Annotated in this window: 24 protein-coding genes and 3 pseudogenes; 3 read left to right on the forward strand and 24 right to left on the reverse strand. The window is 49.2% G+C overall.

All coding sequences use genetic code 11. From position 1 onward, the window contains the following. Positions 1-251: 251 nt before the first annotated feature. From tioA to tcfA, 6 genes are all read right to left on the reverse strand, one after another. On the reverse strand, positions 252-869 hold the full coding sequence (gene tioA, locus HU143_RS17500) for a protein TioA (protein WP_023226793.1): 618 nt from the start codon (positions 867-869) through the stop codon (positions 252-254). Positions 870-1008: 139 nt separating this feature from the next. Continuing rightward, on the reverse strand, positions 1009-1464 hold the full coding sequence (gene tinR, locus HU143_RS17505; protein WP_000141547.1) for an Lrp/AsnC family transcriptional regulator TinR: 456 nt from the start codon (positions 1462-1464) through the stop codon (positions 1009-1011). 132 nt (positions 1465-1596) lie between these two features. Further along, positions 1597-2655, reverse strand: a complete 1059-nt coding sequence (locus HU143_RS17510; RefSeq protein WP_023226794.1) for a CfaE/CblD family pilus tip adhesin — start codon at positions 2653-2655, stop codon at positions 1597-1599. A gap of 22 nt (positions 2656-2677) precedes the next feature. After that, the gene (gene tcfC, locus HU143_RS17515; RefSeq protein WP_023226795.1) at positions 2678-5365 is read right to left on the reverse strand and encodes a fimbrial outer membrane usher protein TcfC; all 2688 of its coding nucleotides are present in this window, start codon (positions 5363-5365) and stop codon (positions 2678-2680) included. Between the two features lie 108 nt (positions 5366-5473). Continuing rightward, a complete protein-coding gene (gene tcfB, locus HU143_RS17520) occupies positions 5474-5992 on the reverse strand; it encodes a fimbrial protein TcfB (protein WP_001056552.1) in 519 nt (172 codons plus the stop codon). Between the two features lie 107 nt (positions 5993-6099). Further along, positions 6100-6810: a fimbrial chaperone TcfA gene (tcfA, locus tag HU143_RS17525; RefSeq protein ID WP_001009507.1), complete on the reverse strand. Its 711-nt coding sequence runs from the start codon at positions 6808-6810 to the stop codon at positions 6100-6102. Between the two features lie 125 nt (positions 6811-6935). Here tcfA and HU143_RS17530 point away from each other — a divergent pair. Continuing rightward, positions 6936-7633, forward strand: a protein-coding gene (locus HU143_RS17530; RefSeq protein ID WP_095033700.1) for an IS1-like element IS1B family transposase whose coding sequence is annotated in 2 segments (ribosomal slippage) — positions 6936-7185 and positions 7185-7633 — 699 coding nt in all. Because the reading frame shifts where the segments join, the coding sequence is not laid out codon by codon here. Positions 7634-8049: 416 nt separating this feature from the next. On the opposite strand, the gene afaD is transcribed toward HU143_RS17530, so the two are convergent. The 7 genes and pseudogenes from afaD to HU143_RS24850 all read right to left on the reverse strand — a co-directional run bounded on the left by afaD (position 8050) and on the right by HU143_RS24850 (position 14484). Next, positions 8050-8520, reverse strand: coding sequence for an AfaD family invasin (gene afaD / locus HU143_RS17535; protein ID WP_000266939.1), 471 nt, complete (start codon positions 8518-8520; stop codon positions 8050-8052). A 21-nt stretch (positions 8521-8541) separates the two neighbouring features. After that, entirely contained in the window at positions 8542-11052 is a 2511-nt protein-coding gene (locus HU143_RS17540; protein WP_053505593.1) for a fimbrial biogenesis outer membrane usher protein, read from the reverse strand. Between the two features lie 23 nt (positions 11053-11075). Further along, complete coding sequence (gene safB / locus HU143_RS17545; RefSeq protein WP_135370062.1) at positions 11076-11792, reverse strand: pili assembly chaperone SafB; 717 nt, start codon at positions 11790-11792, stop codon at positions 11076-11078. Positions 11793-11890: 98 nt separating this feature from the next. Continuing rightward, positions 11891-12388 (reverse strand): Saf-pilin pilus formation protein SafA, encoded by a 498-nt coding sequence (locus HU143_RS17550; RefSeq protein WP_051129374.1) that lies wholly within the window; start codon positions 12386-12388, stop codon positions 11891-11893. Positions 12389-12520: 132 nt separating this feature from the next. Then, a complete protein-coding gene (locus HU143_RS17555; protein WP_051129373.1) occupies positions 12521-13015 on the reverse strand; it encodes a hypothetical protein in 495 nt (164 codons plus the stop codon). 767 nt (positions 13016-13782) lie between these two features. Beyond that, positions 13783-14353: pseudogene (locus HU143_RS17560) on the reverse strand (integrase core domain-containing protein); the annotation flags it as partial. Further along, complete coding sequence (locus HU143_RS24850; protein ID WP_001224072.1) at positions 14287-14484, reverse strand: transposase; 198 nt, start codon at positions 14482-14484, stop codon at positions 14287-14289. The gene HU143_RS24850 and the pseudogene HU143_RS17560, both read right to left, overlap by 67 nt. A 63-nt stretch (positions 14485-14547) precedes the next feature. On the opposite strand from HU143_RS24850, the gene HU143_RS17565 reads away from it, so the two are divergent. Further along, positions 14548-14799 (forward strand): SymE family type I addiction module toxin, encoded by a 252-nt coding sequence (locus HU143_RS17565; protein ID WP_131166435.1) that lies wholly within the window; start codon positions 14548-14550, stop codon positions 14797-14799. Positions 14800-14844: 45 nt separating this feature from the next. Here HU143_RS17565 and HU143_RS17570 read toward each other — a convergent pair whose 3' ends face one another. Together HU143_RS17570 and HU143_RS17575 are read right to left on the reverse strand one after the other, a co-directional pair. Then, a complete protein-coding gene (locus HU143_RS17570; RefSeq protein ID WP_127201574.1) occupies positions 14845-15309 on the reverse strand; it encodes a hypothetical protein in 465 nt (154 codons plus the stop codon). A 379-nt stretch (positions 15310-15688) separates the two neighbouring features. After that, positions 15689-16535, reverse strand: a pseudogene (locus HU143_RS17575) (RHS repeat-associated core domain-containing protein); the annotation flags it as partial. 19 nt (positions 16536-16554) lie between these two features. On the opposite strand from HU143_RS17575, the gene HU143_RS17580 reads away from it, so the two are divergent. Then, positions 16555-16692, forward strand: coding sequence for a hypothetical protein (locus HU143_RS17580; protein WP_023227287.1), 138 nt, complete (start codon positions 16555-16557; stop codon positions 16690-16692). A gap of 142 nt (positions 16693-16834) precedes the next feature. Here HU143_RS17580 and HU143_RS17585 read toward each other — a convergent pair whose 3' ends face one another. The 9 genes and pseudogenes from HU143_RS17585 to HU143_RS17625 form a co-directional block, all read right to left on the reverse strand. Continuing rightward, a complete protein-coding gene (locus HU143_RS17585) occupies positions 16835-17443 on the reverse strand; it encodes a hypothetical protein (protein ID WP_053505599.1) in 609 nt (202 codons plus the stop codon). After that, positions 17444-21568, reverse strand: a complete 4125-nt coding sequence (locus HU143_RS17590; RefSeq protein ID WP_023227779.1) for an RHS repeat-associated core domain-containing protein — start codon at positions 21566-21568, stop codon at positions 17444-17446. It abuts the gene before it with no gap. Positions 21569-21586: 18 nt separating this feature from the next. Beyond that, the gene (locus HU143_RS17595; RefSeq protein WP_000375832.1) at positions 21587-22033 is read right to left on the reverse strand and encodes a DcrB-related protein; all 447 of its coding nucleotides are present in this window, start codon (positions 22031-22033) and stop codon (positions 21587-21589) included. A 23-nt stretch (positions 22034-22056) separates the two neighbouring features. Then, positions 22057-24246 carry a type VI secretion system Vgr family protein gene (locus HU143_RS17600; protein WP_023227778.1) on the reverse strand — a complete coding sequence of 730 codons (2190 nt, stop codon included), beginning with the start codon at positions 24244-24246 and terminating at the stop codon, positions 22057-22059. A 396-nt stretch (positions 24247-24642) separates the two neighbouring features. Then, the gene (locus HU143_RS17605) at positions 24643-25164 is read right to left on the reverse strand and encodes a DUF2778 domain-containing protein (protein ID WP_000968384.1); all 522 of its coding nucleotides are present in this window, start codon (positions 25162-25164) and stop codon (positions 24643-24645) included. A gap of 23 nt (positions 25165-25187) precedes the next feature. Continuing rightward, positions 25188-25604 (reverse strand): DUF2195 family protein, encoded by a 417-nt coding sequence (locus tag HU143_RS17610; protein WP_023227777.1) that lies wholly within the window; start codon positions 25602-25604, stop codon positions 25188-25190. After that, positions 25601-25722 (reverse strand): annotated as a pseudogene (locus HU143_RS17615) (cytoplasmic protein); the annotation flags it as partial. The gene HU143_RS17610 and the pseudogene HU143_RS17615, both read right to left, overlap by 4 nt. 8 nt (positions 25723-25730) lie before the next feature. Then, the gene (locus HU143_RS17620) at positions 25731-26192 is read right to left on the reverse strand and encodes a hypothetical protein (protein WP_001668725.1); all 462 of its coding nucleotides are present in this window, start codon (positions 26190-26192) and stop codon (positions 25731-25733) included. Further along, positions 26177-26647 carry a glucosaminidase domain-containing protein gene (locus tag HU143_RS17625; RefSeq protein ID WP_023227776.1) on the reverse strand — a complete coding sequence of 157 codons (471 nt, stop codon included), beginning with the start codon at positions 26645-26647 and terminating at the stop codon, positions 26177-26179. Before HU143_RS17625 ends, HU143_RS17620 begins: the two co-directional genes overlap by 16 nt. Positions 26648-26652: the final 5 nt, after the last annotated feature.

Raw genomic sequence — 26652 nt, forward strand, 5'->3', positions numbered from 1 at the left:
ATGTAACGGAACATCATCAATGCAAATAGCAACCATCGATATATTAAACTAAAATAATACATCTAGTGCATATATAAACCATTCGTATGGTGGCTGTAATAAAATTGTTGATAAACGGTCATACCCTAAACTTCCAGCCTCCCCACCGCACGAACAATGATGTTCTTTATATTTAATCGTAATAAAAAACAAAACAATAATTAAACAAAAAATAAATAAGATATTTTTGATTCAAATTTTCACTCCTTCTGTTATATACACCAAGTTTCATTTTTTTTAGGATCCCGAAAGAAAAAACCGTCATATGACGATGGCCATTGCATTCCATACATGTAATCAACTTCGTTCTGGTACACGGCCCTCTGTTCTACATCATTTATATCCCCGACAAGAATCTTTTGGAACTTATGATAATGATAAACACTACTAATAAAATTAGGATCACGAGGCACTACGCAAGCCTGAAAAAAGAACCCAAGGTTTTTAATTTCACTGGAATAAGAATGTTTACCACAAAAATCAAACCAAACTTCCATACCATAATCTCTGCGACTCCTGATGTACTCGCTCAGAAATTTGTGGTTGTTATTAAAGTCAACAGAAACAGCAAATAACCCGACGCTATTTAATTTACTGATCCTTTCCATATGTATGAGCACAAATTCCCAGGGGATCCTGAGTATATATTTATTTAACCCATATTTATGGTTGAATAAATTAAATGACTTTTGTAACTCTTCAAAAAACATCAATGACTCAATTATGTGGTTTTCGCCTTCTTTCCAGAAGGGTTCAACGAAATAAATATCAGTAACATCATCTGTTTTAATGCGGTTTTTTGTTACATGCACGGGGTGATATTTAACCATGTGATATTCCGCTGTGTTATTCTGTGCCGCTTAATTTCACCACTGCTGATTAAAATCCTTGTTCAACAGCCGCAATCTGCCGTTGTTGTTCCGTAAGAAGGATAATAATGTATTAAATCAGTAAGTACACATCACACTTTCACACTGGCAGTTCGTTTGTTTCCTTTATTTGCTCAAGAACAAAGCTCGATGCAGATCCACTAATTGAAGAATTAGTTAATATTATTTTCTCATAAAAACTATAGTAATCGTTCATATCTGTAAATACTGTATGCATTAAATAATTAAATGATCCAGAAATTCGATAAAAGGCAATAACCTCAGGCATTGACTTTATTTTCTCAGAAATACTAGCGTATTGCTCCTCAGATATGTTAATCATAATAAAGACATTAAGTGAAAGACCTAGTTTTTCTTTATCCAATAAAGCGAACTGACCAATGATAACCCCCCTGTCTTTAAGTTTTTTTAAACGTTTGAAACATGGTGTGGGCGTAAGTCCCACTTTATATGCAAGTTGCCATAAAGTTTGTGCACAATCTTTTTGGATTTCTTTCAATAATTCTTTATCTTTATCATCTAAATACTCAGTCATAGGAAAGCAGAACCTCACGCATTGATTTTCATAAGTGAATAGATTCTCTTTATTAAATAAAACAAGTATATAAAGAGAACTCTGATTTAAAAAACCATATAAGAAAGATATCAATAAAATAAATAATTACTGTCAGGGGGTTTGTGTTCCCATCAGCATTGTCACTGTCAGCGTTCCCTGATACTCACCAGAACGCTTCTCTCTGATGTTAAAGGGTTGTGTTGTCAGGGTAAGGGGCACTGGCACACAACGTACCGCCTGCCGTTGCCCGGGAAGTACCACCGGACGCGTTGCTGCTTTATCCACGTTATCCAGACTGAACTCCACGCCACGGGTGACAGGAATATTTCGTCCCCCATAATTCATACTGACCGCATAATCAATCGTATCAGCAGAATCGCTCTTTATAACCTGAAATCCCGTACCTGACTTATTGCTTCCTTCTATCTTCATCTGTAATGAACGGGCTTTCATACCTCCGTCATACAGACACATATCCAGGTTAGCCCTGCCCGACATTTGTGAGGCATTCAGCCGGTGAAGATTCAGGTCAACACGAGGCGTTGCTGTACCAAACTGCGGAAAGTAAATAGCCGCATTTTCAGCAAAGTGGTCTGTTACATTCAGCGTGATATCTACAGTCCCGACACCAACTTTTCCGTCTAGCCATCTATGTACATCCAAGACCAACGTTGCTTTCCATATACCGGCTTTCGGTATTTTCGCTAGCTCTTCGGCGGAAATACCGGCCGTTACGTAGTTATATGGATATACACAAGTACAGGCTCCATTAATAGTAAAATATCCACATGCTCCTCCAGCACGAGCGTCCAGTATGAGCGTAGTTTCAGCATGACTGATTTGTTCTCTGAAACGCAGACGAATCTTTGTTACCCCCCGTTTATCCCATATCAGATTTGTATCGTCACACGCCCCCTCGTTTTCATTACTATTGGATCTACATACCCATCCTAGATAATTCGTATTTATATGCTGCTCAAACATGCGTTCAAAGCCTAGTACATTACTCCTGTCGTAATTCAGGTCGACGGTGCTGGTCCGGTCGTAGGTAGTCTCCGCATCGGCGACTTGTGGCAGTGTAGCGCCAGCCATCAGCAAGATTGCGCAGGCCGAACAAATTTTCGGATGTAAATAATGGTTTATCTTTGTCCACTTCATTTTATTCTTCATAGTAATCGCCTTTATCTCTACGTCAGGCGTCCTGAACGGCATGGCGCAGCAGACCAGCAACGTTCAGTAAACGGATGACCCGCGGCGATATTTGCAACGCCTGTGGCAGGGCATCCACGTCACTTAATTCACACCGCACATCACCCACTACCTGCATAACATCCCGACGTTTATGTACTGACATCGGACAACGCAGGATCCTGTTTTTTGACAGCAGCCACAGGCTGGATTCTTTATGCTCGCTCTGCAGGCTAAATCGCCCGGAAGGTCCCAACGACAAAAATGGATGGTTCAGTGGCTGTGCGTCCAGCAGCGGTCTGCCATCCTTGTCCAGTACGCGGCCAACGTACAGTCGGCTCATACTGGCGCTGATGTTGTGAACCAGCAGATGCCCGGGTGTCAGGAAGTAACGCCTGCTTCCCCCTCCCGCTTTTACGCCTGCCATACCCTGTGAACTAACCCCTGCATCCTCAATGGTCACCTCCGTGGCGTTATAGCCTTCCATCAGCAACAGCGACTGCTGACCAAAACCGAGACTGAACGGCTGGCTGCTGCCACGAACGCTGACTACTTTCCCGCTACTGCCCTCGTCCCCCTCTGACTCCACGTTCACCGCCATGCCAGAGGCCGGTTCACCGTCCTGACCACCTCCCCAGAACAGTCCATTACGGGATAACGCCAGAGACGAGCTGTAGCCAGCGGTGAGTGAACTGGCGCTGCCCGCATTACGTTGATGGGAGTTACTGATAGTGGCGCTCAGTTCACCCATACGGCCGCTCATGCGTCCGCCGAGACTCCCGCTCCAGCTGTCGTCGTTATAACCGGAGAAACCCACCGACAGTTCACGATACAGATCCTGCTGCCAGGATCTCACATGGTTCACATTCCAGGACGTCTGTGTTTTTTGATTCCGGCTACTGTGAATATCGGTCCCGGCTGAGGTATACCCATTACTGCCAGTCATTGTCGGTGGTTGAGAGGCATATGACACACTGACACTCATAAACAAGCCATCATCATTCACTCCGTCATTTCGGGTTCGCCATACTCCCCCATGGGTATTAATATTCATGCCAGCCATATTAAGGCTGTACGTTGCACTAGCCTGAGCAGATTCGCGGTGAAAGGCAGGGATGTATGCCTGTCGCCAGAACACATTTTCTTTGTCACTGTTATCATCATATCCCCGGTAAACCGGCCGACCTTCTGTCCTGCTGGTACTGTATCCCAGTAGGGCATACCAGTTCCCCACCGGAACCGACAGGGAGGCGTTCATCGAAGTCTGGCAGGTCATACTGGCATGCACTGACTGTGGATGACGACCACTACAGGCATCACTTTCCGTATGGTTACGCCACAGACTCGCGGAAAATCCGTCGTTGTATGTCACCTGCTCAGTGTTACCGCTCGTGCTGTCTGTCCCATGCAGTATCCCGGCAGAAAGGTCCAGCGTGCCATCCAGCACTGCATGCTGTGAATTCAGTCGGGTTTCACTGTACCAGGCCTCATGTGCCAGAGAGATACCTTCGGTCAGACTGATATTTTTCCGCAGCCCAGTTTGGAATCCGGCAGCCATGACAGTCTCACCGTCATAATGGCTGGCTTTATCCCCGGTATCTTCCAGCCCGCCCTGAATAAACCACTGGGTCTGTGCACTGAAGCTATTGCCCCCCTTACTGAAGGGCTGGGTCTCCGTTCGCCGCAGAATCCCATCCTCATACACCCGCAACGCCAGAGGATAGCTTCCCGGTGGAAGAGAATGAGTATCCAGGGTATGCATTCCCGGGGTCAGGAACTGACTCCCCAGCAACTCGCTGCCACGATAAATATCAATACGGGCATTTCGGGTAACCTGAACCATAACCGGAGTGGCATTCTGGTCCACCTCATGGTTAACATAAGCTTGGGTGGTCCCGGTTCGTAATCCATCAAACCGGCTCAGGGGAAGCAGACTGAACCCAAAATCCCCCCCCGTGGCGCTGGACAGATTCCGCTGATCCATCCGACCAGCCTGGAGATAATACTGATTGCCGAGATCCTGACGGACAAACAGATTGTCAAACCAGGCCTGACTGTTATTGTAATGTTCTGACTGATTCCAGATAGCCGCCCAGTTGCCTCCCAGATAACGACCGTCACCAAGCCCCAGGGCACCGCTACCATTCAGTGTCATATTACGACTGTGGAGATCATCACTCAGATACAGCGTCTGGCGGTGAATAAATGCGCTGACACCCTCCGGGGTCGGAGTCAGCCAGCGTTTATCACGTCGTTCTTCATCCGGCAACCAGTCCCGGTTAAGAAACAAAGATAACTGAGCGTTGTTCTCATCAAAAATAACCGCAACATCCTCTTTATCTGTTGCCACGTAACCACACTCGCTACTGTCTTTTGCTTCTGAGACACCACAGACCAGATTGCTGTTACGTAGCAACGGACGGCTGAGTGCAGCCAGCGCTTTTTGCCGTTCTGCGGCCGGCAACGCGGCAAGCCCACTGCTTTCAAGTACCATCAATGGGGACATGAACTGCACGGTGTCCGGTTTAACCACCACCGGAAATAATCCCAGTGAATGCCCTGGTAGCAACACTTCAATTTGCTCAATCTGTCCTTCCAGCAGAGATTCAAATCCAGGAGGGGGAATAAGAGTTGCCTGGCTGGTAAAACTGCACAATCCCAGTAAATAATACATCCAGAAATAACGACTCACGTAAAGAGACCTGAATTGCAATGAATAATAAGATCAATACCGGATCCGGTTCAGGTACGAACGGTGACACCCCAAAACCGGATCAGATGAAGAGCTAATAACCGGTTATTAGCCGGCAGTGACAGCCTGTGAAATCACCAGACTGACCAATCCGCTGTATTCACCGGCAGGCAGGTTTTGTAAGGCTGCTCCAGCCTTCTGACCAATATCCAGGTTCAGCAGAGCTGAAGCATCGCCAGTTTTTCCGTCCGGGAACAGGGTTTTAGCTTCCAGTACAGAATTGGTGGTGGTCAGTGACCGTCCTCCCAGAGTCACTTCCATATCAATGGTTTTGGTGGGATCCAGGACGTTGATAAGTTGTGGAGCATTCAACAGTTTTACATTAACCGACTTGGTCTGATCGTTGCTGTAAAGGCGGGTCTGGAGTGATTTATGGACCAGGCCCTTACCCGGCATGAAATCCAGCTTCATAGTCGACGGGAGGGATGAACCATCGGCCTGCAGCAGTTCAAGTGTACTGTCAATATTGGCAGTGACGGTAATATCCTTCTGAACCGCAGAAACAGAAAAAGAATAAACGGTGGCCAATGCCACAGCTGCGGCAATAAAAGATGTTTTCATGTTCATAAAAAATAACCTTGCTTTGTTGTTTATTACAGTGATATATGTACACTCGGTATACATCCGCTCCCCCTGAGAATAAATGTAGGGTATAGCGTACGCTCCGTGTGTTTTTACTTTCCGGCTGCTGTTAAATCAGCAGAGATTACCGGTGAATTTGCACCCGTACGATATTCCACACGAAATGCATTACTTTTTATTCCGGCCGGAATATCAGCACTCCCGCCGGGATAAATACTTTTGTCTATATTCTGCCAGTGGCATGTGGTGTCGCAGTTGCCGGCCCGAATAAGAGAAAGCCGGGTATTTCCCGTATTCAGCAGGTGGTGACCGTTCGTTACCAGCGCAGGCCTGGGGTCTGACGGAGAAACACGCAGCAACACCCCCCAGACAAGATTCACACTTACGGATGAATTTTGCTTTCCGCCTGCCTGTGGATCATCTTCCAGTTCAGGAACAGCCTCGAAGTATACCCGCCAGGCTTCCTCTCTTTCCGGTGCCTGAGTACTGATAACACGTATTGTTTTTTTTGTTCCCGGGGAAAGGGCAAATTTCTCCGGGGAGACAACAAGTCCTGTCTCTATATCATTCCCTGCTGGTACCTCCTTCTCCTGTGGCATACCAGGGTGTTCAATACGCATGATTCTTGTTCGAATATATTGCACATGATCTGATTTAGAATAGACGAACAGCGAGGTGGCCTCTTCGCGGCTACTATTAATTTCTGCCGCCATGGGATAAACGAGCATATTCGCCCTGGCATGACCACATGCAAACATAGCGACACAGAGAAACACCCCGGGAAGAGTATCTTTAAAATTCATACCAGATTTTACCGTATAAAAGTCATCTAAATTTTAGTATTAGCATAGACAGAAAGTTATCAGCATAAAGGGTGATGCTGCCAACTTACTGATTTAGTGTATGATGGTGTTTTTGAGGTGCTCCAGTGGCTTCTGTTTCTATCAGCTGTCCCTCCTGTTCAGCTACTGACGGGGTGGTGCGTAACGGCAAAAGCACCGCCGGACATCAGCGCTATCTCTGCTCTCACTGCCGTAAAACATGGCAACTGCAGTTCACTTACACCGCTTCTCAACCCGGTACGCACCAGAAAATCATTGATATGGCCATGAATGGCGTTGGATGCCGGGCAACCGCCCGCATTATGGGCGTTGGCCTCAACACGATTTTCCGCCATTTAAAAAACTCAGGCCGCAGTCGGTAACCTCGCGCATACAGCCGGGCAGTGACGTCATCGTCTGCGCGGAAATGGACGAACAGTGGGGATACGTCGGGGCTAAATCGCGCCAGCGCTGGCTGTTTTACGCGTATGACAGGCTCCGGAAGACGGTTGTTGCGCACGTATTCGGTGAACGCACTATGGCGACGCTGGGGCGTCTTATGAGCCTGCTGTCACCCTTTGACGTGGTGATATGGATGACGGATGGCTGGCCGCTGTATGAATCCCGCCTGAAGGGAAAGCTGCACGTAATCAGCAAGCGATATACGCAGCGAATTGAGCGGCATAACCTGAATCTGAGGCAGCACCTGGCACGGCTGGGACGGAAGTCGCTGTCGTTCTCAAAATCGGTGGAGCTGCATGACAAAGTCATCGGGCATTATCTGAACATAAAACACTATCAATAAGTTGGAGTCATTACCTATTCCTTTATGTAAAAAATAAATTATTTTTACGCCTGAGGGGACAAGAAAAAGCCCCCTAAACATAAAATCTTAAATATCACATATGAATACCTGACAGATAAACAAACCTTATACCAGGGGCTTATAAAGCCCCGCTCACAAAAGAGTGAATCAAACAAATCCACAAAACAGAAAATAATAAAGGCATCAGTGTCCGTTAAATTATTTTACGAAACATAATATTCCTCTCCCTACAAAAAAAGATGAATTTCAGATTTTAAAATAAATCAGCAATTGATTTTTCTGCAATGAAGATTGCTAACCATATTTGCCTTGAGTAAATTTTCAATACATCCTCGAACCTGATATACAGTATTCGCCTTATTCACTGATACAGGAAGTATGAGTGGAACAGACGGCTACGTATCCTCCTGCGCCAATGCACAGGCCTTAAAATCCAGCGTCCAGGTGTCCGCAGGCACTTCCTGATTGCCATCAACGACCACACTGAAACTGGCGTTATCTGCAGCGGTTCTTAAAATGGCGCCACGACCACTCACCGTATCTGGTTGCCACCCCTCGCCCTCCAGGCGAACCTGAATGTGATGGCGAGGATCCTGTTGCCCGCTCAGCAGCAATACGGTAGGCGTGTTACCCGCCTTTTGCTCATCGCTCCATACCCGAAACCCGCTGTGACTGCCGTGATAAGTCACCCAGCCTTGCGCAAGCACCATCCCATCTGGCACATGCCCGGCCCGAAAGTAAGTCCCTACACGTAGCGTTGTCTGAAGTTTTTCTGCGGCGTTCGCTATCGGCACCAAGCTACTGGCAGCGACCAGTAAGCTTACGCTATAGATAACCGTTTTCACTCGCTGTATTTTCATCCACATTATTCTCTCCTTCAGAATCGGCTATCTGCAGAGACCGCTCATTTGATACAAGCCCGCGATTCCCTTGTGGGCAGGTAGGTGGTAGTTAACCCGACATTGCTGTGCTCCCCATTTCACCGTCAGTTCGCCCTTATCCGCCAGACCAGTGAGATAAACCTGGCTATCAGTATCCACCAGAGCAGCACTGCCATCCTGTCCATTGACTGTAACCTGCGCCCCGAAAGGAATGGCGCTACCATCTTCCCGTTTCAGCGTCATCAGTGCCCTGGCCCCGATGCGAGTGTGAAACTTCGCTTCCACCACCGCCCCTTCGGTTGGCACCACGCGCACATCGGTTTGTGTGACCTCTGCGTCATCCGGTAGTCGCGACGGATCGAGGCTGACTGTATTCTCCTGATAGACGCTCAGGTTGCCCACTGTGGTGTCGCCACGAAAATCCGTCTTAACGCCAGGCCAGCCGCCAACTGGCACCCCCGAGGCCCCTGGCGCTTCAACCAGCGCCACTGAACCTTGCAAAGGTTGCCCCAGCGTCACACCATGATGGTGGATAACTATACCTCCCGCGATATTGACTCCCATCTGGCGCATCGCCCGGCTGTAGCTATAGTCACCACCTAACAGGCCGTAACCCCCATTCCATGCCAAGTGCAATGCGCTGTTATTACCACCACCTGGCGGGGCATCGGCACGGTAACTCTGACGCACCTCCCAATCCAGTTGCTGACTGAATGCCTCTCCGTTGACCCCCACTTGTTGCGTCTGACCACCGTGTGATGGTGAAGTCATCTGCCAACTGGCACTTACATTATTCCCCGTCCAGCGGCTTAATGGCATACTGAACCACAGGCTGGTTATGTTCTCTTTACGGTGCGCGCCATTGCGCCACAGCGTTCTGTTTTGATTCCAGTTCAATGACAGCGAGCCCCCTCCGATAGAGGTTCCCCAACTCAGTCCGTAGCTGTCATCATGACCGGGGCGATTACGCCAGTCGGTACGGGAACCGGTTAAACTCAGATTGCCCAAATGCCTCCCCCATGACTGACTCAACATCAGGGTGGTACGCGAGCTCGGCTGCAAATTTTCCCGCCACGACCATAGACGGTTGCCATCATGTCGATAACTGTCGAGCACATCGGATAGGGTGTTATAGCCCTGCGAGGCATACTGCCATCTCGTCAGAAAAAAATTTGTCCCCGTCGCAGTCAGCTGGTTGCTGTAACGCAGTCGCCAGGAGGCTCCTTGCTGTACCGCTTCCCCCTGACGCTGACTGTGTGTGTCGCTTCCATCGACAGATAAACTCCCCCACCGCCCGAGAGATCCCCCCAAACCAAGCAATGCAGCTTGATAGTGCGTTGCACTCTGTATACCGCCATATGCAGTGAGATTCCACGGCAGACCATACATCAACGTAGCCTGCGCGATCTGCGCCTTATCCGTTGCAGAGTCTGACGATCGGTATCGGCCCGCCAACAGGCTGTACTTCAAATATCCCTGGTGCAGTGCTATCGCCGGGGTCTGATACGGCACCACAAACATTTGTGTACTGCCATCGGCCTCCCACACGGTGACATGCAGATCACCACTACTGTCTGTTACCGACAGATCCCGCAGTGCAAACGGTCCGGGCGCCACAGTGGTGTTGTAAATGGTGTAACCATTCTGTTTGACCTCCACCCGAGCCTGCGTGCGGGCAATCCCACGCACTACCGGAGCAAACTGCCGCTCACTGTAGGGCACCATGTTGTCATCCGATGCCAACATCACACCGGTAAATGGCACACTATCAAATATCTCCCCCTGCGAAGTCTTTTGCCCCAGAGTCAGACGACTTTTTAGTGAGTACAGTCCACGCTCAGCATAGGTATATGCTGCCTGCCACTTCCCCGACAGTTGACCACTCCGCTGCCAGCTGGTCGCATTGCGGACACGCCACGCACCTATATTGATTCCCGGTTGCAGTTGTACCCAGGAAGAGTTGTCACGCCTCTCCATATCCATTTTGTAATCCGTCTGCGTTGTCCTCGCACTGTAGTTCATCAGAAACGCCGGAATACCATCATCCCAGAGATCTTCAGGAGCGATCCCCTTAAATTCCGGACGCAACGCCAACTGCGGAATACTCAGTTGCAGTTGCTGATTATTGATATCCAGTACCGCTTTAGCCTGTGGAATGGCGGTCAGATCCGCACACTCATCTGGGGTCTTTGCTGCTTTCCACAACTGAGGGTAATCTTCCGTTTTTACGCCGTAGCGTGAAAGCTGACTGACCGTCAAACAAGGAGCCAGAAAAGGCGTTCCTTGCCCATCCTTTTCCAATTTGAACACCACATCACGGGTGTCGACACGTTTACCATTCACCATCACGTCCACTCGATAAGTCCCTGGCTGTTGTACCCCCTGGTTAAAGAGCGACATATCAACCCCTTTCGCTGCATCGCCCAACATTGATGCATCGAATGTGTAAGCGTGCGCATTTGCGCAGTGAACCACTCCCGCGATAAACAGTAGCAAGGCAGGTTGTTTGAACTTCATATTCTGCCGCTAAGCCCCTGGATTTATTTAAGGACGTAGTGGAACGGATGACTTTCACCACCAAAGTCTGTAATAACTCTCCACTCGATATCACCATGGGCACTACCTGGCATATTTAGTGTTTTGTCAGCAAAAGGGGGGATATACTCAAGCCCTGTAATGGGCTTTCCCCCTACTGTGACGGAGGCTAAATTCATGTAAAACGGGGTGGGGTTCTCCACCTTAAGTTTGTTGCCCGTCTCCACCCATCTTAAATTTCCTGCAACATCTTCCGGCGTCCCCTTCACGGCATCCGGGCGGAAAATCAGCTTATCACAGACGTTAATGGACAAATTGAGGTCAAGGGTCGCGCCCTTAGCCTGTGTATCCGACGGTTCATTTTCGGGTGGTACCGCCTTTACACAGACCCACTGTAAAGTCTCACGATCCGTTGGCATGTCACCACCAGTACGGACAATACGCAGTTGACTCTGCTGGTTCGCTTCTAAACGAAATAGAGGCGGCATCACCAAAAAGGGAGCAGGCGAACTTTTGTCTGCTGCTTTGACTGAAGACTGAACCAAAATAGGGTAATTCTGCGGGTTGCTCACCGAGAGCGTGGCTCCAGCTGTACCAGCGTGATAAATCACCCGTGTAGCCCCCAGCTTCACGCTGAATGATTTAGTGTTTAAACTTAATTTCTGCTCAGTGGCATACACTGGAGGAGTTATAGAATTAGAGACGAATAAAACAGCCGCCATTACACCAAAACTAATAATTTTCATATTACAAGTTATAAAAAAATGTATGACTTGATATTTATTGCGCCTTAATAAGGCGCAATAAAAGTTGTTTACTATTAAGCTTGATACTCCGCTATGTGTAGCGTCACTGGATAAGTATCAGCCTTTACCGTTTGTGATCCAGACAATTTCACAGCGACTTTATCTGTCATGTTATATACCCACCACTTATGCGAAGCACCATCCACTAATGAACCTTTATTGGCACAGGCTACCCCCCCAAAGGCAACTTTAATGGTATTACCACTTTTACCAGTTACCGTCCACACATCGCTGTCGTTGCCCACTGTTTCAGGTTTAGAATAATCTCCCGTTACCGCGTATTGTTTGCTCGAACCGCTTACCGAAAGCACAGCAATAGCCTCATCACCCTTATGAGGCCCTGCCACCAAGCCAGACACTGGAGTAAGCTGTGCTTGTAGTTGTCCAGGATTGCTGAAGTTTACATCCGCCGACACGCCAGTGCTTGTATTCGGCACGAGCGAGCCAGCATAACAACTAGCAGCCATAATGCTCAATGCGCTTGCGATAATTAAATCTTTTACGTTTTTCATCGGAAATCCACCTTTTCAAAATCCCCCAGCACATCAAGAATGAATAATGTCATACCAAAATTCACCGTACAGAAAAGCCTGTGGCTGGGAATGCTTTAAGCCTTAATAATACTTAATAGAAGTTGCTTACTATTAAGCTTGATATGCCGCTATGTTTACAGTCATTGGGAAGACATCAGCTGGGATATTCTGATCTCCAGCTAGTTTAACACCAAGTTTGTCGTTAATATCATATATGATCCACTGATGCCCATTGTAATTTACATTCCCCTTTGGTGAGGTTGTCTCACCATAGAAGTACACTTTGATTCCTTTGCCAGTATTTTTACCATATAAAGTCCATGTATCGCCATTCATGACATTCTTTGCCTTAAAATCCGCTGCGATCGCGAATTGTTTAGCAGCAACAGAACTAACTGCAATAGTCGCAATCTCCGTATTAGACTTAATCACCCCAGCCTTTAAGCCCGCCACTGGAGCAAATGTTACGCTCAACTGCTGGGGAGAGACAAAGCCAATATCCACTGAACTTTGTTGCTCTGAGCCCACCACGATTGAACCAGCATAACAACTAGCAGTTATCATGCTCAACACGCTTGCGATAATTAATTTTTTTATGTTTTTCATTGAAAAAATACCTCTTTAAAACTAAGTTAAAATCGCACATCCAGAATGTTATGATGTCATAACAAATTTTACCATATGGGAAAATCCATGGCTGGTAATAACAACTTGTACTTATTGGTATTTGTTACCAATTCAAACAAGTAATGTCATAAAAATCTATATATCAGAGCACCTCTTAATCTGAAAAAAATTGCGTTATTGCCAATATAACCAGCATTGATGTTAACATCGTATTGTCAGGGTGGAATAGAATGCCAGTCAAAAAGCAATTATACCTTCCATTTACATTCAAGTGATAACATTACAATGAAACCCACCACACTGGGTGTGGGAAACTTATCTTCGAAGAGAGGATAATTATCAGGCATCGTTGCAACATTGTTTATATTTAAACATACATCTCCTACATCTCCTAACTCGGCGGTAAGATTATTAGTTAACTTTTCCTCGCAGGGAAGATCTTTAATGGAAAATCTTGTTTTCCGAAACGGAAAAGCAATTATAACGCTCCAACGAGAGTCTCAACACTAAGAGCTGACTGACACAGGCCAGACTGATTATACAGGCATGAAAAAGCTCTCCCCTTCCTTTCAGTTCTTGCTGGATTATGCAAACGTCGCACAACCTCCCCGTGAGCATGGCACATTAATTTGAAGCAGCTCTCATCCGGTATCGCTTTTCAGTGCAGCGAAATTCATCGCAGGTGCCCCTATAAATAGACCCGTTTTAGTTCCATGCATTTTTAAGATTCCGGCCAGATAATGTTGTTAGCGGTATTCCTCCGGAATCATATTGTTCCGCGATTCATATGGACGTTCGCAGTTATATTCTGATAACCCTTTATCCGTAATTTCCCGCACCTCATTCAGCGTTCTGAACAGATAAGAATTGAGTATTTCTGTACGGTATGTCCGGTTAAAACGCTCGATGAAAACGTTTTTCTTCGGCTTACCCGGCTGGATAAACGCCAGCTTTACTACATGTTTCTTTGCCCATTCAGCCAGTGCCAGCGAGATAAATTCCGGTCCCTTATCCATACGCAGCATGGCCGGATAACCGCGGTTGCTGTAATCCTGTCGAGTACACGGACCACTCGCAGAGCTGGCAGATTCAGATCGATTTCAATCGACAACGCTTCACGATTACAGTCATCAACAACATTGAACGTGCGAAAACGACGCCCATAAACCAGCTCTGGTTCAGCGCTTCCGGCGTGACCAGTGGCGAGGGATTGCGTACCGGCAGCCGTTGTTTACCCTTACGGCGAAAATTCAGCTTGAGCAGACAGTAAATACGGTGGAGCCTTTTGTGATTCCACGCGTATCCCTGCCGCCGTATCCAGACTTCCAGTTGTCCCTGGTGGCTTCAGAAATACCGGCCTCCCGGTAGACATCTTTAACAGTCCGTCCGGATTCGACTGATCTAATCACAGCGATGATCTGGTGCGCAGTAATACGGGCTTTACGCACAGCGATCTCCTGCGTTGGCAGATTGATTATGTCGGATGATCTCTAAATGTGAATGGCTCGATTATGCGGGATACTTACAAAACCCACATGACCACCTATTACTCGCGCATCCCCAGCCTGCACCTTAAGGGCGACTGGCTGGCAGAAGCGGGATTTGATACCGGGGCGAGCGTGACCGTGAAGATCTCCGAAGGGTGTTTGACTCTGATTGTGGAGACAGACGAAGTGAGGGATCTACGGAGGGAGCTTTATCAGGTGAAAAAGTCGATGAAGCACATTAAGGCGGGGGTATATGATGTGGTGAACGGGAATTAAATAACAAAAGAGCCGGGAAGATTTAAATATCCTCCCGGCTTTTTATTATTCCAGATTACCTACATATAATTCATTAAAAATAACATCATCATCCAGATCAGAAAAATGGTTAAAATCATCTATATCATCTGGCATTCCATAATAAATCAATTTATTATTGTCTATAACTAAATAGCCTTTTATTATGGATTGTTTTTTAGATATCTTCTTTAGCTCCCCAACAGTTATACCAGGGTACAGTCTTTTATTAAAACTTCCTAGGTAAGGAGGCTCACACCATAAAGAAATAATACTACCAGATTCATTGCAGGTAAAAGAAATAGCCCCATTGTTTATTTTATAACAAAAATACTTAACACCAAAGTTCTCAAAAGAAAAAACATCTATAGTAAATTCATCTCCAATACATTCAATAATATCAACAACATTATCGCCAAGCGAAATACCACCAATAGATTTCCCTGGAATTATATCTGAAACTAAATTAATCACAGTATTATCTTTCATCATTTCCCCCATGGGTTCATTAGTGTACCATCAACATAAACGGGAGAATTCTTTATCCTGTCGTAATGATCAAAACCACCGTGACCTATGCGGCCATATACAGTCTCTACTGGATCATTTGGTTTTATTACTTTCCAATAATCACTGCCATGGGTTTTACCCGCAGGATTATAGTCTAAATGATATACTTCTCCAGATTTTGTTGTTTTTACAAAAACTACATGTTGAGTTTTTGCAGGTGTAGCACTTTGTGGATATGTAGCAGTCCATCCTTTACTTTTTAAATAATTTTCAACATCTGCGGGTTTCTTACCAGTTAATAAATCGACAAAACGACTTGTTATATTATTCCTTTTATCAAACCGTTTTGATGAATTAAAACAACTTAATCCAAGTGGATCGATCCAACTTAATGGATTAGGTGCATACGCATATAAGTTTATTCCACCTCTCAGCGAGATTGGATCCTGACTGACGAACCGTCCACACTCCGGTGCATAATATCTGAACAGATTGTAATGCAGCCCCGTCTCGTCGTCAAAATACTGCCCCGGCAGCCGCAGCGGCTGGTGAAAGTACGCCCCGCTGTTGCTGATGTCCGCCGCATTCTCTCCAAACCCCCTGATATACCCCGCCCACACCAGCGTTCCGTCCGCCGCCGTCACCTCCTGCGGCGTGCCCGTCACGTCCGTGTGGTAATACCACACCTGCCTGCTTTCTCCCCGCCCCGTCACGCTCGCCACCGGCGTGTACGGCTGTTCCGCATCGTACAGATATGTCCGCCAGCCCTGCTGCTGCACGTTCTCCTGCAACAGCCTGAACCCCTCCCACACAAAGTCCGTCCGGCTCCGCGCCGTATGGCCCGTGTGCCGCCCGTACGTCGCCTTGCGGATTCGCCTCCCCAGCGCATCGTAGCCGTAGTGCGTCTCCGTGTTGCCGCTGATGACCCGCGTCAGCTGCCCCTGCGCGTTCCACTCCAGTTGCTGGTCGCGCCGCGTGGTCAGCTCGCCCCACTCGTTATAGCCGTAACGGTCACGACCACAGCCCGGCAGCCGGTTGTTCATCACCGCTCCCTGCCCTTCGTTATCCAGCAGGTTGCCCGCCTTATCGTAATAATAACGGTCATGGTCATACATCTGACCTGAGCGCCCGGTCAGGTAACCGCTTCTGTCATAGCTGTACACCACGCTGCCACGCAGGCCGTCGTCAATCGTGCCCACCTCGCCGTGGGTGATGAAAGACTGCATCGTGATCACGCTGCAAAATACCCGTGAACTGTGGGACTGTATTGAAGGGATGGGCGTGACCTATATCAACCAGCGAAACGTTAAAGCATGGCTGAAAGATTTTCCCGGTGCGCTGAATGATACCAGAATATTCCGGTGATCAAACGTGGCAGATAATTGAACGATCCCGGTGATGAATCGAGGTTTTCAGCAATTAATACAAATTATCGGTTTGTTTACAAAATGACAAGGAACCAAAATCGTAGCCATCAGATAGCCTTTTTAAATATAAAGTTTTCGTATCAATCTACGGATTGAAGTTGCGCTCTTAACATCATGAACTCTTCACCATACATATTATTATCACTAAACACCCCCAATAGATAAACTATTCTGGCTTTATATTCAAAGGGGATTTTCTCTCCTGACGCATTGATATTTTTAATGATTGAGTAAAAGTTTTTCTTTGATTTCTCTTTTGGTGCAATATCAGGGATAGATAAAATATAATCCCATCTAAAATCACATGACTCCGATTGTGGGAAATGGAGAATAAACAGTGAAATATAATAGTTAACTTTCTTTCTATTCCTCAAACTAAAAAAAAGTTCATACAAATCGTCTGATGGAGGTAAACCATATCGAACGACCATATTTCCTAGCGAAGATATTATTTCTATAAGTATTTTATCATTATTTATATAATACTTCGCCATGCTAATCAATTTTTCACAAAGATTTAAATCCCTAAAAAAAACGTTATAAAAAGAACTAACTTCTTTACGAGGAAACTTTTCAAAAGTGGAAACCAATTTTAATATCTTACCTTCATCTTCCTCAATAGCACATCGTTTTATTTCATCAGTAATTATTTTTATATTTTCTATATTTTTCTTTATTGTCCTATTCATTCAACAACCTCCAGATTTAAAGTGGCCTTTATTGTCAACATCAACGACAGTACCATTCTTAAGGATTTTATTAATCTCCTCCTGACTTAAATATTTGCGTCCTTCTGCAAGATTATTTGCATCATAGCTATGATAAAAACCACCATCTTTCCTGATAGCATTCTCAATATTGGGATCTCCTTTTGCATGATCTAATATTGAACCTTCTATATTTCTCGCATTAACTCGGCTACCAAGATCATCCACATACCGAACTTTACTAAAAACTCGGCCATCACCAGCATGCTCTATAACCCTTTCCTGAACAGTTCTATCGGTTATACCATGATAAATAACATCTCCTGATGAATTAATTAATTGATAAAAAGACCATAATCCTAGTGGATCGATCCAACTTAACGGATTCGGCGCATACGCATATAAGTTTATTCCGCCCCTCAGCCCGATCGGATCCTGACTGACAAACCGTCCACACTCCGGTGCATAATATCTGAACAGATTGTAATGCAGCCCCGTCTCGTCGTCAAAATACTGCCCCGGCAGCCGCAGCGGCTGGTGAAAGTACGCCCCGCTGTTGCTGATGTCCGCCGCATTCTCTCCAAACCCCCTGATATACCCCGCCCACACCAGCGTTCCGTCCGCTGCCGTCACCTCCTGCGGCGTGCCCGTCACATCCGTGTGGTAATACCACACCTGCCTGCTTTCTCCCTTTCCCGTCACGCTCGCCACCGGCGTGTACGGCTGTTCCGCATCGTACAGATATGTCCGCCAGCCCTGCTGCTGCACGTTCTCCTGCAACAGCCTGAACCCCTCCCACACAAAGTCCGTCCGGCTCCGCGCCGTATGGCCCGTGTGCCGCCCGTACGTCGCCTTGCGGATTCGCCTCCCCAGCGCATCGTAGCCGTAGTGCGTCTCCGTGTTGCCGCTGATGACCCGCGTCAGCTGCCCCTGCGCGTTCCACTCCAGTTGCTGGTCGCGCCGCGTGGTCAGCTCGCCCCACTCGTTATAGCCGTAACGGTCACGACCACAGCCCGGCAGCCGGTTGCTCATCACCGGACCCTGCCCTTCGTTATCCAGCAGGTTGCCCGCCTTATCGTAATAATAACGGTCATGGTCATACATCTGACCTGAGCGCCCGGTCAGGTAACCGCTTCTGTCATAGCTGTACACCACGCTGCCACGCAGGCCGTCGTCAATCGTGCCCACCTCGCCGTGGTTGTTCCAGTAATAGTCCCTCGACGTCACGCAGCCCTGCCGCGCCGGGCGCTGACCGGGAAGAACAGGGGCACTGCCGGACGCCAGACTGCGCTGCCAGCTCAGCAGCCCGTCGTCGTCATAGCCGCTGTACGTCGCAAGCTGCCCCTGCGTGCGCATTATCTGACGGTGCAGGCTGTCGCGCTCATACTCGCTCACCGTCAGGCCGTCCAGCGCCGTCTGTAACAGATGCCCGCTCCCGTAATACAGATGCGTCAGGTGCTGCCCGTCCGGCAGCGTGATGTCCGTCGGGTTGCCCAGCGCGTCGCGCTGATAACGTATGCTGCCGTTCCCCGCGTGCTCCGCCGTCAGCCAGCCGCTGCGGTCATACTCAAAACGCACCGTGTCGGCCTGCATCCGGTGCTGCTGTTGCCCCGCCTCCGTGGGCGTGAGCGTCACTGCCGTTATCTGGTCCAGCCGGTTGTAGCTGAACGTCCGCTGGCCGTGTTCATTCTCCGTCCGTAACAGACGGCCCAGCGCATCCCGCTGCTGCGTCTCCCGCCGCACGCCGCCCTGCGTACCCGTGGTCTGTATCGCCGTCAGATAACCGCTGTCGTCCAGGATAAAAGTACGGCTCAGTCCGTCCGGTCGCACCTCACGCACCAGCCTGCCGTCCGCATCGTGACTGAACCGGTACTGCGCCCCGTTGCCGTTGGTCAGCGCTGCCACCCGGCCTTCCGGCGTGTACTGCCAGCGCGTCTCGCGCTTCTCCTCATCCGTGTGCGCCGCCAGCAGACCGCGCGGCGTATACCGCCAGCTCTCCACGCTCCCCGTGATGCGCCGGTGGCTACTCATCAGCCCCAGCGCATTCCAGGTATACCTGTCCTGCTGTTTCCCCGGTGAGTTCACCGTCTCCGGCAACCCAAGTCGGTTGTAGCTGATGCGTACCACCTTCCCTTCCGCGTCCGTCACCCGCGTCAGGTTGCCGTCCTCATCGTGGTCATATCCTGTGCTACGCCCTGAACAGTCGGTGTACCGCGTCATCTGCCCCCGGCTGTCGAACGCCGTCACCACCGTGCCGCCCGCCGCATCCGTCCGGCTGCACATCTGCCCCTGTTCATCGTAAGCGTACTGCGTCACCCGCCCTTCCGGGTCCGTCTCCTGCACTGGCTGGCCGTGGGCGTTGTACTGCGTTTTCCAGACAGCGTCATCGTCCAGCGCCGTGCGCGTGATTTCGTCGAACTCGCCGTTCCACTGCGTCTGCGTCACCCGGCCTTCCGGATCTGTCGTCTTCACCACCCGGTTCTGGATGTCATATTCATACGCCACCGTGCGACCGCCGGGCAGCTCAATGTTGACAGGGAAGTGGTCTTCGTTGTACGTGAAGCGGTACATTCCACCGCCCGGCGTCCGGTGCGCGGTGATATACGTCTCCCTGTCGTACCACCACTGCCATGACTCCCCCTGCCTGCCGGTGACGGTGGTGGTGCCTGCGGCAAAATCATAGTCAAAGCGGTAATGTTCACCGTCACTGGTGTCGTGCTCCGTCACGCGCGGCGCGCCGTCGAGTTCCTGCCAGCGGTAGCGGCAGGTGAACCCCGCCGCATTGCTGTGCGCCGTCATCAGCCCGTTTTCATAAGCAAACTGCCGCACCTGCGTTCCCGCCCGGTTCACCACGCCGGTCAGTTGACCGTTATCGTCATACCGGTACTCCACCAGATTGCCACGGGTGCCGCCCTGCACCAGTTCAATTCGCGACAGCCGCTCCCCTGCCGGGGTCTGTGTGCGGTGCAGTAACAGGTGATGCCCGCTGCTGGAGGCTATCCGTACCAGTCTGCCTCCTTCGTGCCCGAAGACAATGCGCTGGCGGTGCGGCGTCTCCATAAACAGCAGGTATGCCATGCCGTCACTGTCAAAATCACCAAATACGTAATAGCTGCGATCGGTGTAATGCAGCACGTAACGCCCGTCATGCAGGCGGCTGAGGTATAACTGTTCTTCCGGGTCAAATATCTGGTGGCCGGGCGTCAGCATCGTTTTCGGGTAACGCAGTTCCCGCCCCTGTACGCCGGTCAGCGTGATGTGTTCATCGTCCTCGCGCAGGCTGGTTTCCCAGTTCAGCCGCCAGCCCCGTCCCAACAGTCCCACGGTTTCCAGGTGGCTGGCGTAAAAACGCGAGCAGGTGACCGGCAGGCGACCGGGCAGGGTGAAGTCCGTTTCCGGCAGCAGGATTTTCTGCCCGGTGGTCACATCCACCGGATTGCTGAACAGCCCGCTGATAGCCTCACTCACGGCCATCCCGGTAAGCTCCCCGCCGATAAACTTAGCGGCACATTTAGTGCCAAATTTCGTCCCCAGCTTTGCCGCCTGCCGCCACGCCCCGGCCAGCCCGCCGAGCAGACTCGCCACGACAAACAATACATCCACCACCTTGCGCAGCCAGTCCGGAATTTCAGAACTGATTTCCAGTACCGTCTGTGTGCCGCCGCCGAGAAACACATTCGGCGAACCGTCTTCAATCACCGCGTCGCATTCGGTGTGGTCATCCTTACGGGCGGCAGGCTGGCTGTTGATGTAAATATTGCCGGAACCCTGGGCGATGCGTTTTTCTGCGATATGGTTATCGCATTTCACCGTACTCAGTACCGCGCGCGCCGCCGGGCGACTGTTGGTGCTGACATTCTCCGAACCGGTGAGGATTTTTCCTGCCGTGTGGTGGATGGAGCGCCCGATGGCCTCGCCCAGTTGCAATACCCCGGAGGCTATTTGATCGGCCATAAAACCCAGAATCAGCCCGGCAAGAATACCGCAGCTAAATAAGGCAAAGGCGGCAAGCGCGATAATGGCGATGCCGATGATAGCGCCGATAAGAAACCCGGCGAGCGCACTGGTGTGGTAGATAGGGTCATCTACACGGGCTGCTTCATACATGGTCACACCTCCGTGTGATTATTCGTTTTTATCCGGCTGAAAGCCTGCCAGCCAGGTGTTCCAGAGCAGGTCTGCTTTATCATCAAAAGGACGGGGACTGGTCAGGGTGAAGACCAGTACCTTGCCAGGGGTTGCAATAAACCCGGCCTGACGCTGGTACACTTCCGTTTTCCCGGATTTATGGGTGGCGGCAATTTGTTCCCCCATCAGGGCATCATTGCCCGTTCCTGCCTGTGCAGGCGCTCGCGACAATACCCGGTGCTGACCGAGATTTTTTTTCATCAGCGCAATCTGGCGGTCAATATAGGCGGGCAGGTCTTCATCAGGTTTTAGCGTATCGCGGGAAATATTCAGGCTGGGCGATGTTCGTTCATTGCCCTCCAGGATAAAAATATTAACGCTGCGATCCGTAAATGTTTCAGGCAGGACAAAACACCCTTCCTGTATGCGGTATGGTCGATCCATGAGAACTCCAGGTTTAATTCAGATCACTCAGAGGTGGGAAGGGGGGCAATATCATCGGCGGTTACGGCTGTGCCGCCATCCGGGTTCATATCAATACCTTTACCAATCAGTTGCATGACATCGCTGGTATGTAACATCAGTTGCTTGCCACAAAACTCAATGGAGCCGTCCTTATGTAAAACAAGCGCCGCATTGCCGCAGCGAAGTGTGAATTGATCGCCAACATCTAAACGATAAGTGGTGCCGATATTGATCGTCTGCGCCAGTTTTACGGAAAGGCCGTCATTCTTCGTTACCGTGGTGTTTCTGTCTTCACCAATACTGTTGGTTTCATTTTTAATAATGGTTTTAGTGCGATCCACCATTACCGTATGTGTTTCATTATTCTTCACCGTGGTGTTGAGATCTTTTTCCGCGTGGAACTTCACTTCCTCCGCGCCGGTTTTGTCGTCAAAACGCAGCATGTTGCCGTTCGTTGGCCCGCCATACAGCGAGTGGCTGAAGATCCCGCTCTGCGACGCCATTCCCGGCAGTCCCCACGGCGGCATGGTGTCCTGGTTGTAGGTACGCCCCACGATGATCGGCAGATCCGGATCGCCGTTTTTGAAATCCACCAGCACTTCCTGGCCGATACGCGGGATCTGGATCATCCCGAAGCCTTTGCCCGCCCACGGGTAGCTGACGCGTATCCAGCAGGAGCTGTTTTCATCCATTTTGCCGTAGCGATCCCAGCCAAACTGTACCTTTACCCGCCCGTACTGATCCGTCCAGATTTCCTGGCCCGCCGGGCCGGTGACGATGGCGCTCTGCGGCCCTTTGGTGTGGGGTTTGCTGATGGTTCGCTGCGGGCGGTACACCTCGCGGGTGGGGTGCAGTTCAAAACGGGTGGAAAAGGTAAAGTGCTGGTCCTGCCCGCTGTGCTGCGCGTTGTCCTGCACAAACAGCAAGGTCTGCATCAGCAGGTATTCCTGATTGACTTCGGCAGTGGGATAGTTTTCCAGCGTGAAGGTATAACCAGTCATGAGTGTGCGGATATTCCCTCCCCCCAGCACCCGACTGCCGGGGCTGCGCTGCGCTTCCATACGAATGCGCGTCAGCATCTCGCCTTCACTCTTGTCGAAGTAGTCTCCCGGCCACTCATAATGCTCGTAGGTGGCATGACCGGTTTCACGCGGGTTTGCCACCGTGTTTGCCAGCAATGAACGTGGCTTCGTAAAATCGAAATCATCCAGCACCCACTGTCCAGTCCGCAGACTCTCGTTTGCCGTGATAGTGTGGATAAACTCCTTGTCCAGCTTCAGCCCTTCCTGGTGCCACTCGACCAGCGGCGAGTCCGGACATGCCTTGTGGGCGCTGATGGCATCCGCCAGCACCAGCGTGTGGCTGTCCTCGCTGTGTTCAAACCACCAGTAGATGCCCCACTCCTGCATCAGTCGCTGAAGAAAATCAAAATCAGTTTCACCGTACTGCACCTGCCAGGTACGTACCGGGTAGCTTTCCACCAGCCGCTTTTCCACCGGGTAGGGATATTCCGCCAGAACCTCATCCAGAATATCCACCACGGTTTTATTCTGGAATGCTTTGTAGTCGCTGGTATGGGTCAGCAGTTTCAGCCACGGCTCCATACGTAGCTCATAGGTAACCGAACGCCCTTCATGGCCCACCACCCGCGCCGCCGTGACCAGCCCGCTGATATGCCGTTTACCGCCACCATCCAGTTCGATGTTGACGCACAGATCTTTGCCCACCATCGGTTTGAGCGGCAGGTTGGCCGCCGGGGAGACATAGCCCAGATTCAGGGTGTCGGGCGTTTTTAGCTGTACCACATAGCTGAACAGTTCACTTAATGTTTCGCCGCCGTCCAGGCTGGCGAACAGTAATGCGCCCGGCGGTACGGCGCTGCCGCTGACCGTCACATTATGCGCCCCCGGCCCGCCTGCAACAGCAGAGACGATGGCCGATACCGCATCCTGCGCCATACCTGCGGCGGCGGCAGCCTGCGCCGCTGCTACCGCGGCTTTCACCAGTCCTGATGGCTCCGGCAATGCGCCAAACAGCGATCCCGCAGCCTGTTCCACAGCGGCTTCCGCCGCATCTGCCACGCTTCCGGCGACTGAATCTGCGGTGACACCGCCACTTTCTCCGGTTATCGGCGGCGTGGTTGTCGTCAGCCCTCCCATACCGGATTTATTATTTGTGGATACAAAACTCATGGTAGTGACTCCTTTAATACCGGATTAAAATAAATAGACTCACCGTCAGGAAACAGTGCCCCGCACTTTATAATGCAACCAGCCTGTTATATTTAAATATTTACCAGAAGAACAGGGTATATTGCTGACAAGAGCCATGAAAATAAAAACACAAAAATTAGCACATAACATAAATACTGAATTACATAAATAAGGAAATGAACATAACAATATTATGATTTTATTTTTATTACGCTTACCAGATTCACATTGCATTTTATAGAAATTTGATTAATAACCAGCACACCGCCAGTCATATACTTTATCATTGGTGCTCATTACTTATCTGGCCACCATTGTAATCATTGTCAACCACAGCACGTTCAGACACGATAATTTGATCCGGTTTTAACGGTATTATTGTTTTGTTCCACCATTCGTTTGCTGACCAGAAACATACTTAACATTAACCGTAAATGTCTTTTCACCATTTTCTTTTTCCGTCTCCTGTTTCAGAATACGGAAAAACACCGGTTCCACTTCAATACAACCATGGCTGTAACCTTTGGTGGAATCATGGATATAAAAACCACCCCGCTTGCCCCCACAGGCTTTTCGGGTCTTCTCATCCGCTGATTCCAGCCGGATACGGTTATATCCCCAGTTCGCCCAGTATATCTCACATGTTCCGGCAGCCTGGCCTCGCGGAATGGTACTCCAGCCCCATGATGGTCCCAGATCACAATCCGCAGCATTTCTTATCGGTGCCTCCCCCTGAAACTGAATAAACAATTTATAATTCCCTTCCGGTATCGCCGCATCCGGCACACACTGTTTATCTGGCCACTGTAAATCCGGTAACCCCGTGGTCGCCTTAAATATCCCGATACCAGGCCATGTCAGCTTTTGCCCGTCAAAAGTCAGTCTTACTGCCATCATCTTCTCCCTGACTATTCTGTGTATTACAGCGGTGGTGTACAACGTATCATTAGCGCCAGCTTCTGATCCCGTACAGACTGGTTATCCACCGATAATACAAAGCTGAAAGGATAACGTCCCTGCATCTTCGCCAGTGAGATATTCCCCTCCTGAAGGGAATATGCACTTCCGCGTCCGTAACCCTCAACATCCTGCGCCAGTAAGCTGGTATAGTTGATTAATGTTGAGAAACAGCCACATTCACCGGTGCTTTTTTTCAGTGTGACCGTTGTTTTCAGAATGGTAAGGTTATCCATTTCCTGACGATGAACGGGATGGATATCCACACACTCCGCCAGCGGGTTATCAATGTTTACATCTGTTCCGCCCCAGGCAAATACGGGCAGGAACATTCCTGCACAGGCAGACATAAACATAACCTCTACAGCGTACTTTTTCACAGCATCTGACCTCTATTTTTTCATCCACCAGCCGCAGTGCATCCACATACCGCCCTTCACTGTTCTGCTACCAGAACCAGCCTTGCCCTGGCAGGTAACGTATGCCCGGTAGATCCAACTATCCCACTATTCATCTGTACAGCCCAGCCCCCGGCGCTGTACCACTTCACTGGCAAATGTCGCGCCAGTTTTTTTCATTATTTCTTGTTGTATTTTTTGCAACTGCGGAAATATAATTCTCTCACATTTATTTATTTCCCATATATCACCAGTTTGAGAACTTACTGAAAACAGTCCCCAATAATCTATTGCTCCGGCAGTCGGTGTATCATAGCCAAGGCTAAAATCATAATATCCCGGATGGGGAGGATTTCCGTGTTTATCCTGCAAATCACCGTCAACAAAAACGCCATCCAGCGATAAATCATATTTTTGGTATTTAAGTGCAATAATGAGTAGTTTTTCTGCCTGTGCTTTCGTCATTCCACCGCGATTTATATCTGACAAATTAAATTCAGATACAACCACTTGGGCATAACAGACCTCAGATATAAAGAGAAAAAAAACAAGCATTATTTTACGTGGCATGCTATTCTCCGGCCGACCATAATAATTATTCCAGCAGTTATCCTGGCGTAATTATCCGTACCACCAGTAATATGAGATCCTGAATTAAACCCAGCTGCTACCAGAGCTTCAGAGAAGGCCAGAGCATCTTTTTTCCCCCGAACAGCGTCACCATACTTGACAGCAAAAGATCGCGCACAAACTGAAAACGAAGAAAAAATAGCCACCCAAGTTTTGTTACTATCCTTTGGATGAACCCGACCTGACTGAAATGATGCAGGAGCCTGGAGAGAAAAGTAATTATTATATTCCCTGGCAATACGACCTGTACCATATTGACTTTCGGCAGCAGCAAGACCCAGTATATTCTCTACCGGTACGTCAAGCTCTTTTGCAATTATCTCACAAACCTTCATGTGCTCCTGGACAAATCTTACCGCACCCACGTTATTACACGCTTTATCATAATTACCCATTTCTT

The organism is Salmonella sp. SJTUF14076 (assembly GCF_015534835.1).
Taxonomy (GTDB): domain Bacteria; phylum Pseudomonadota; class Gammaproteobacteria; order Enterobacterales; family Enterobacteriaceae; genus Salmonella; species Salmonella enterica.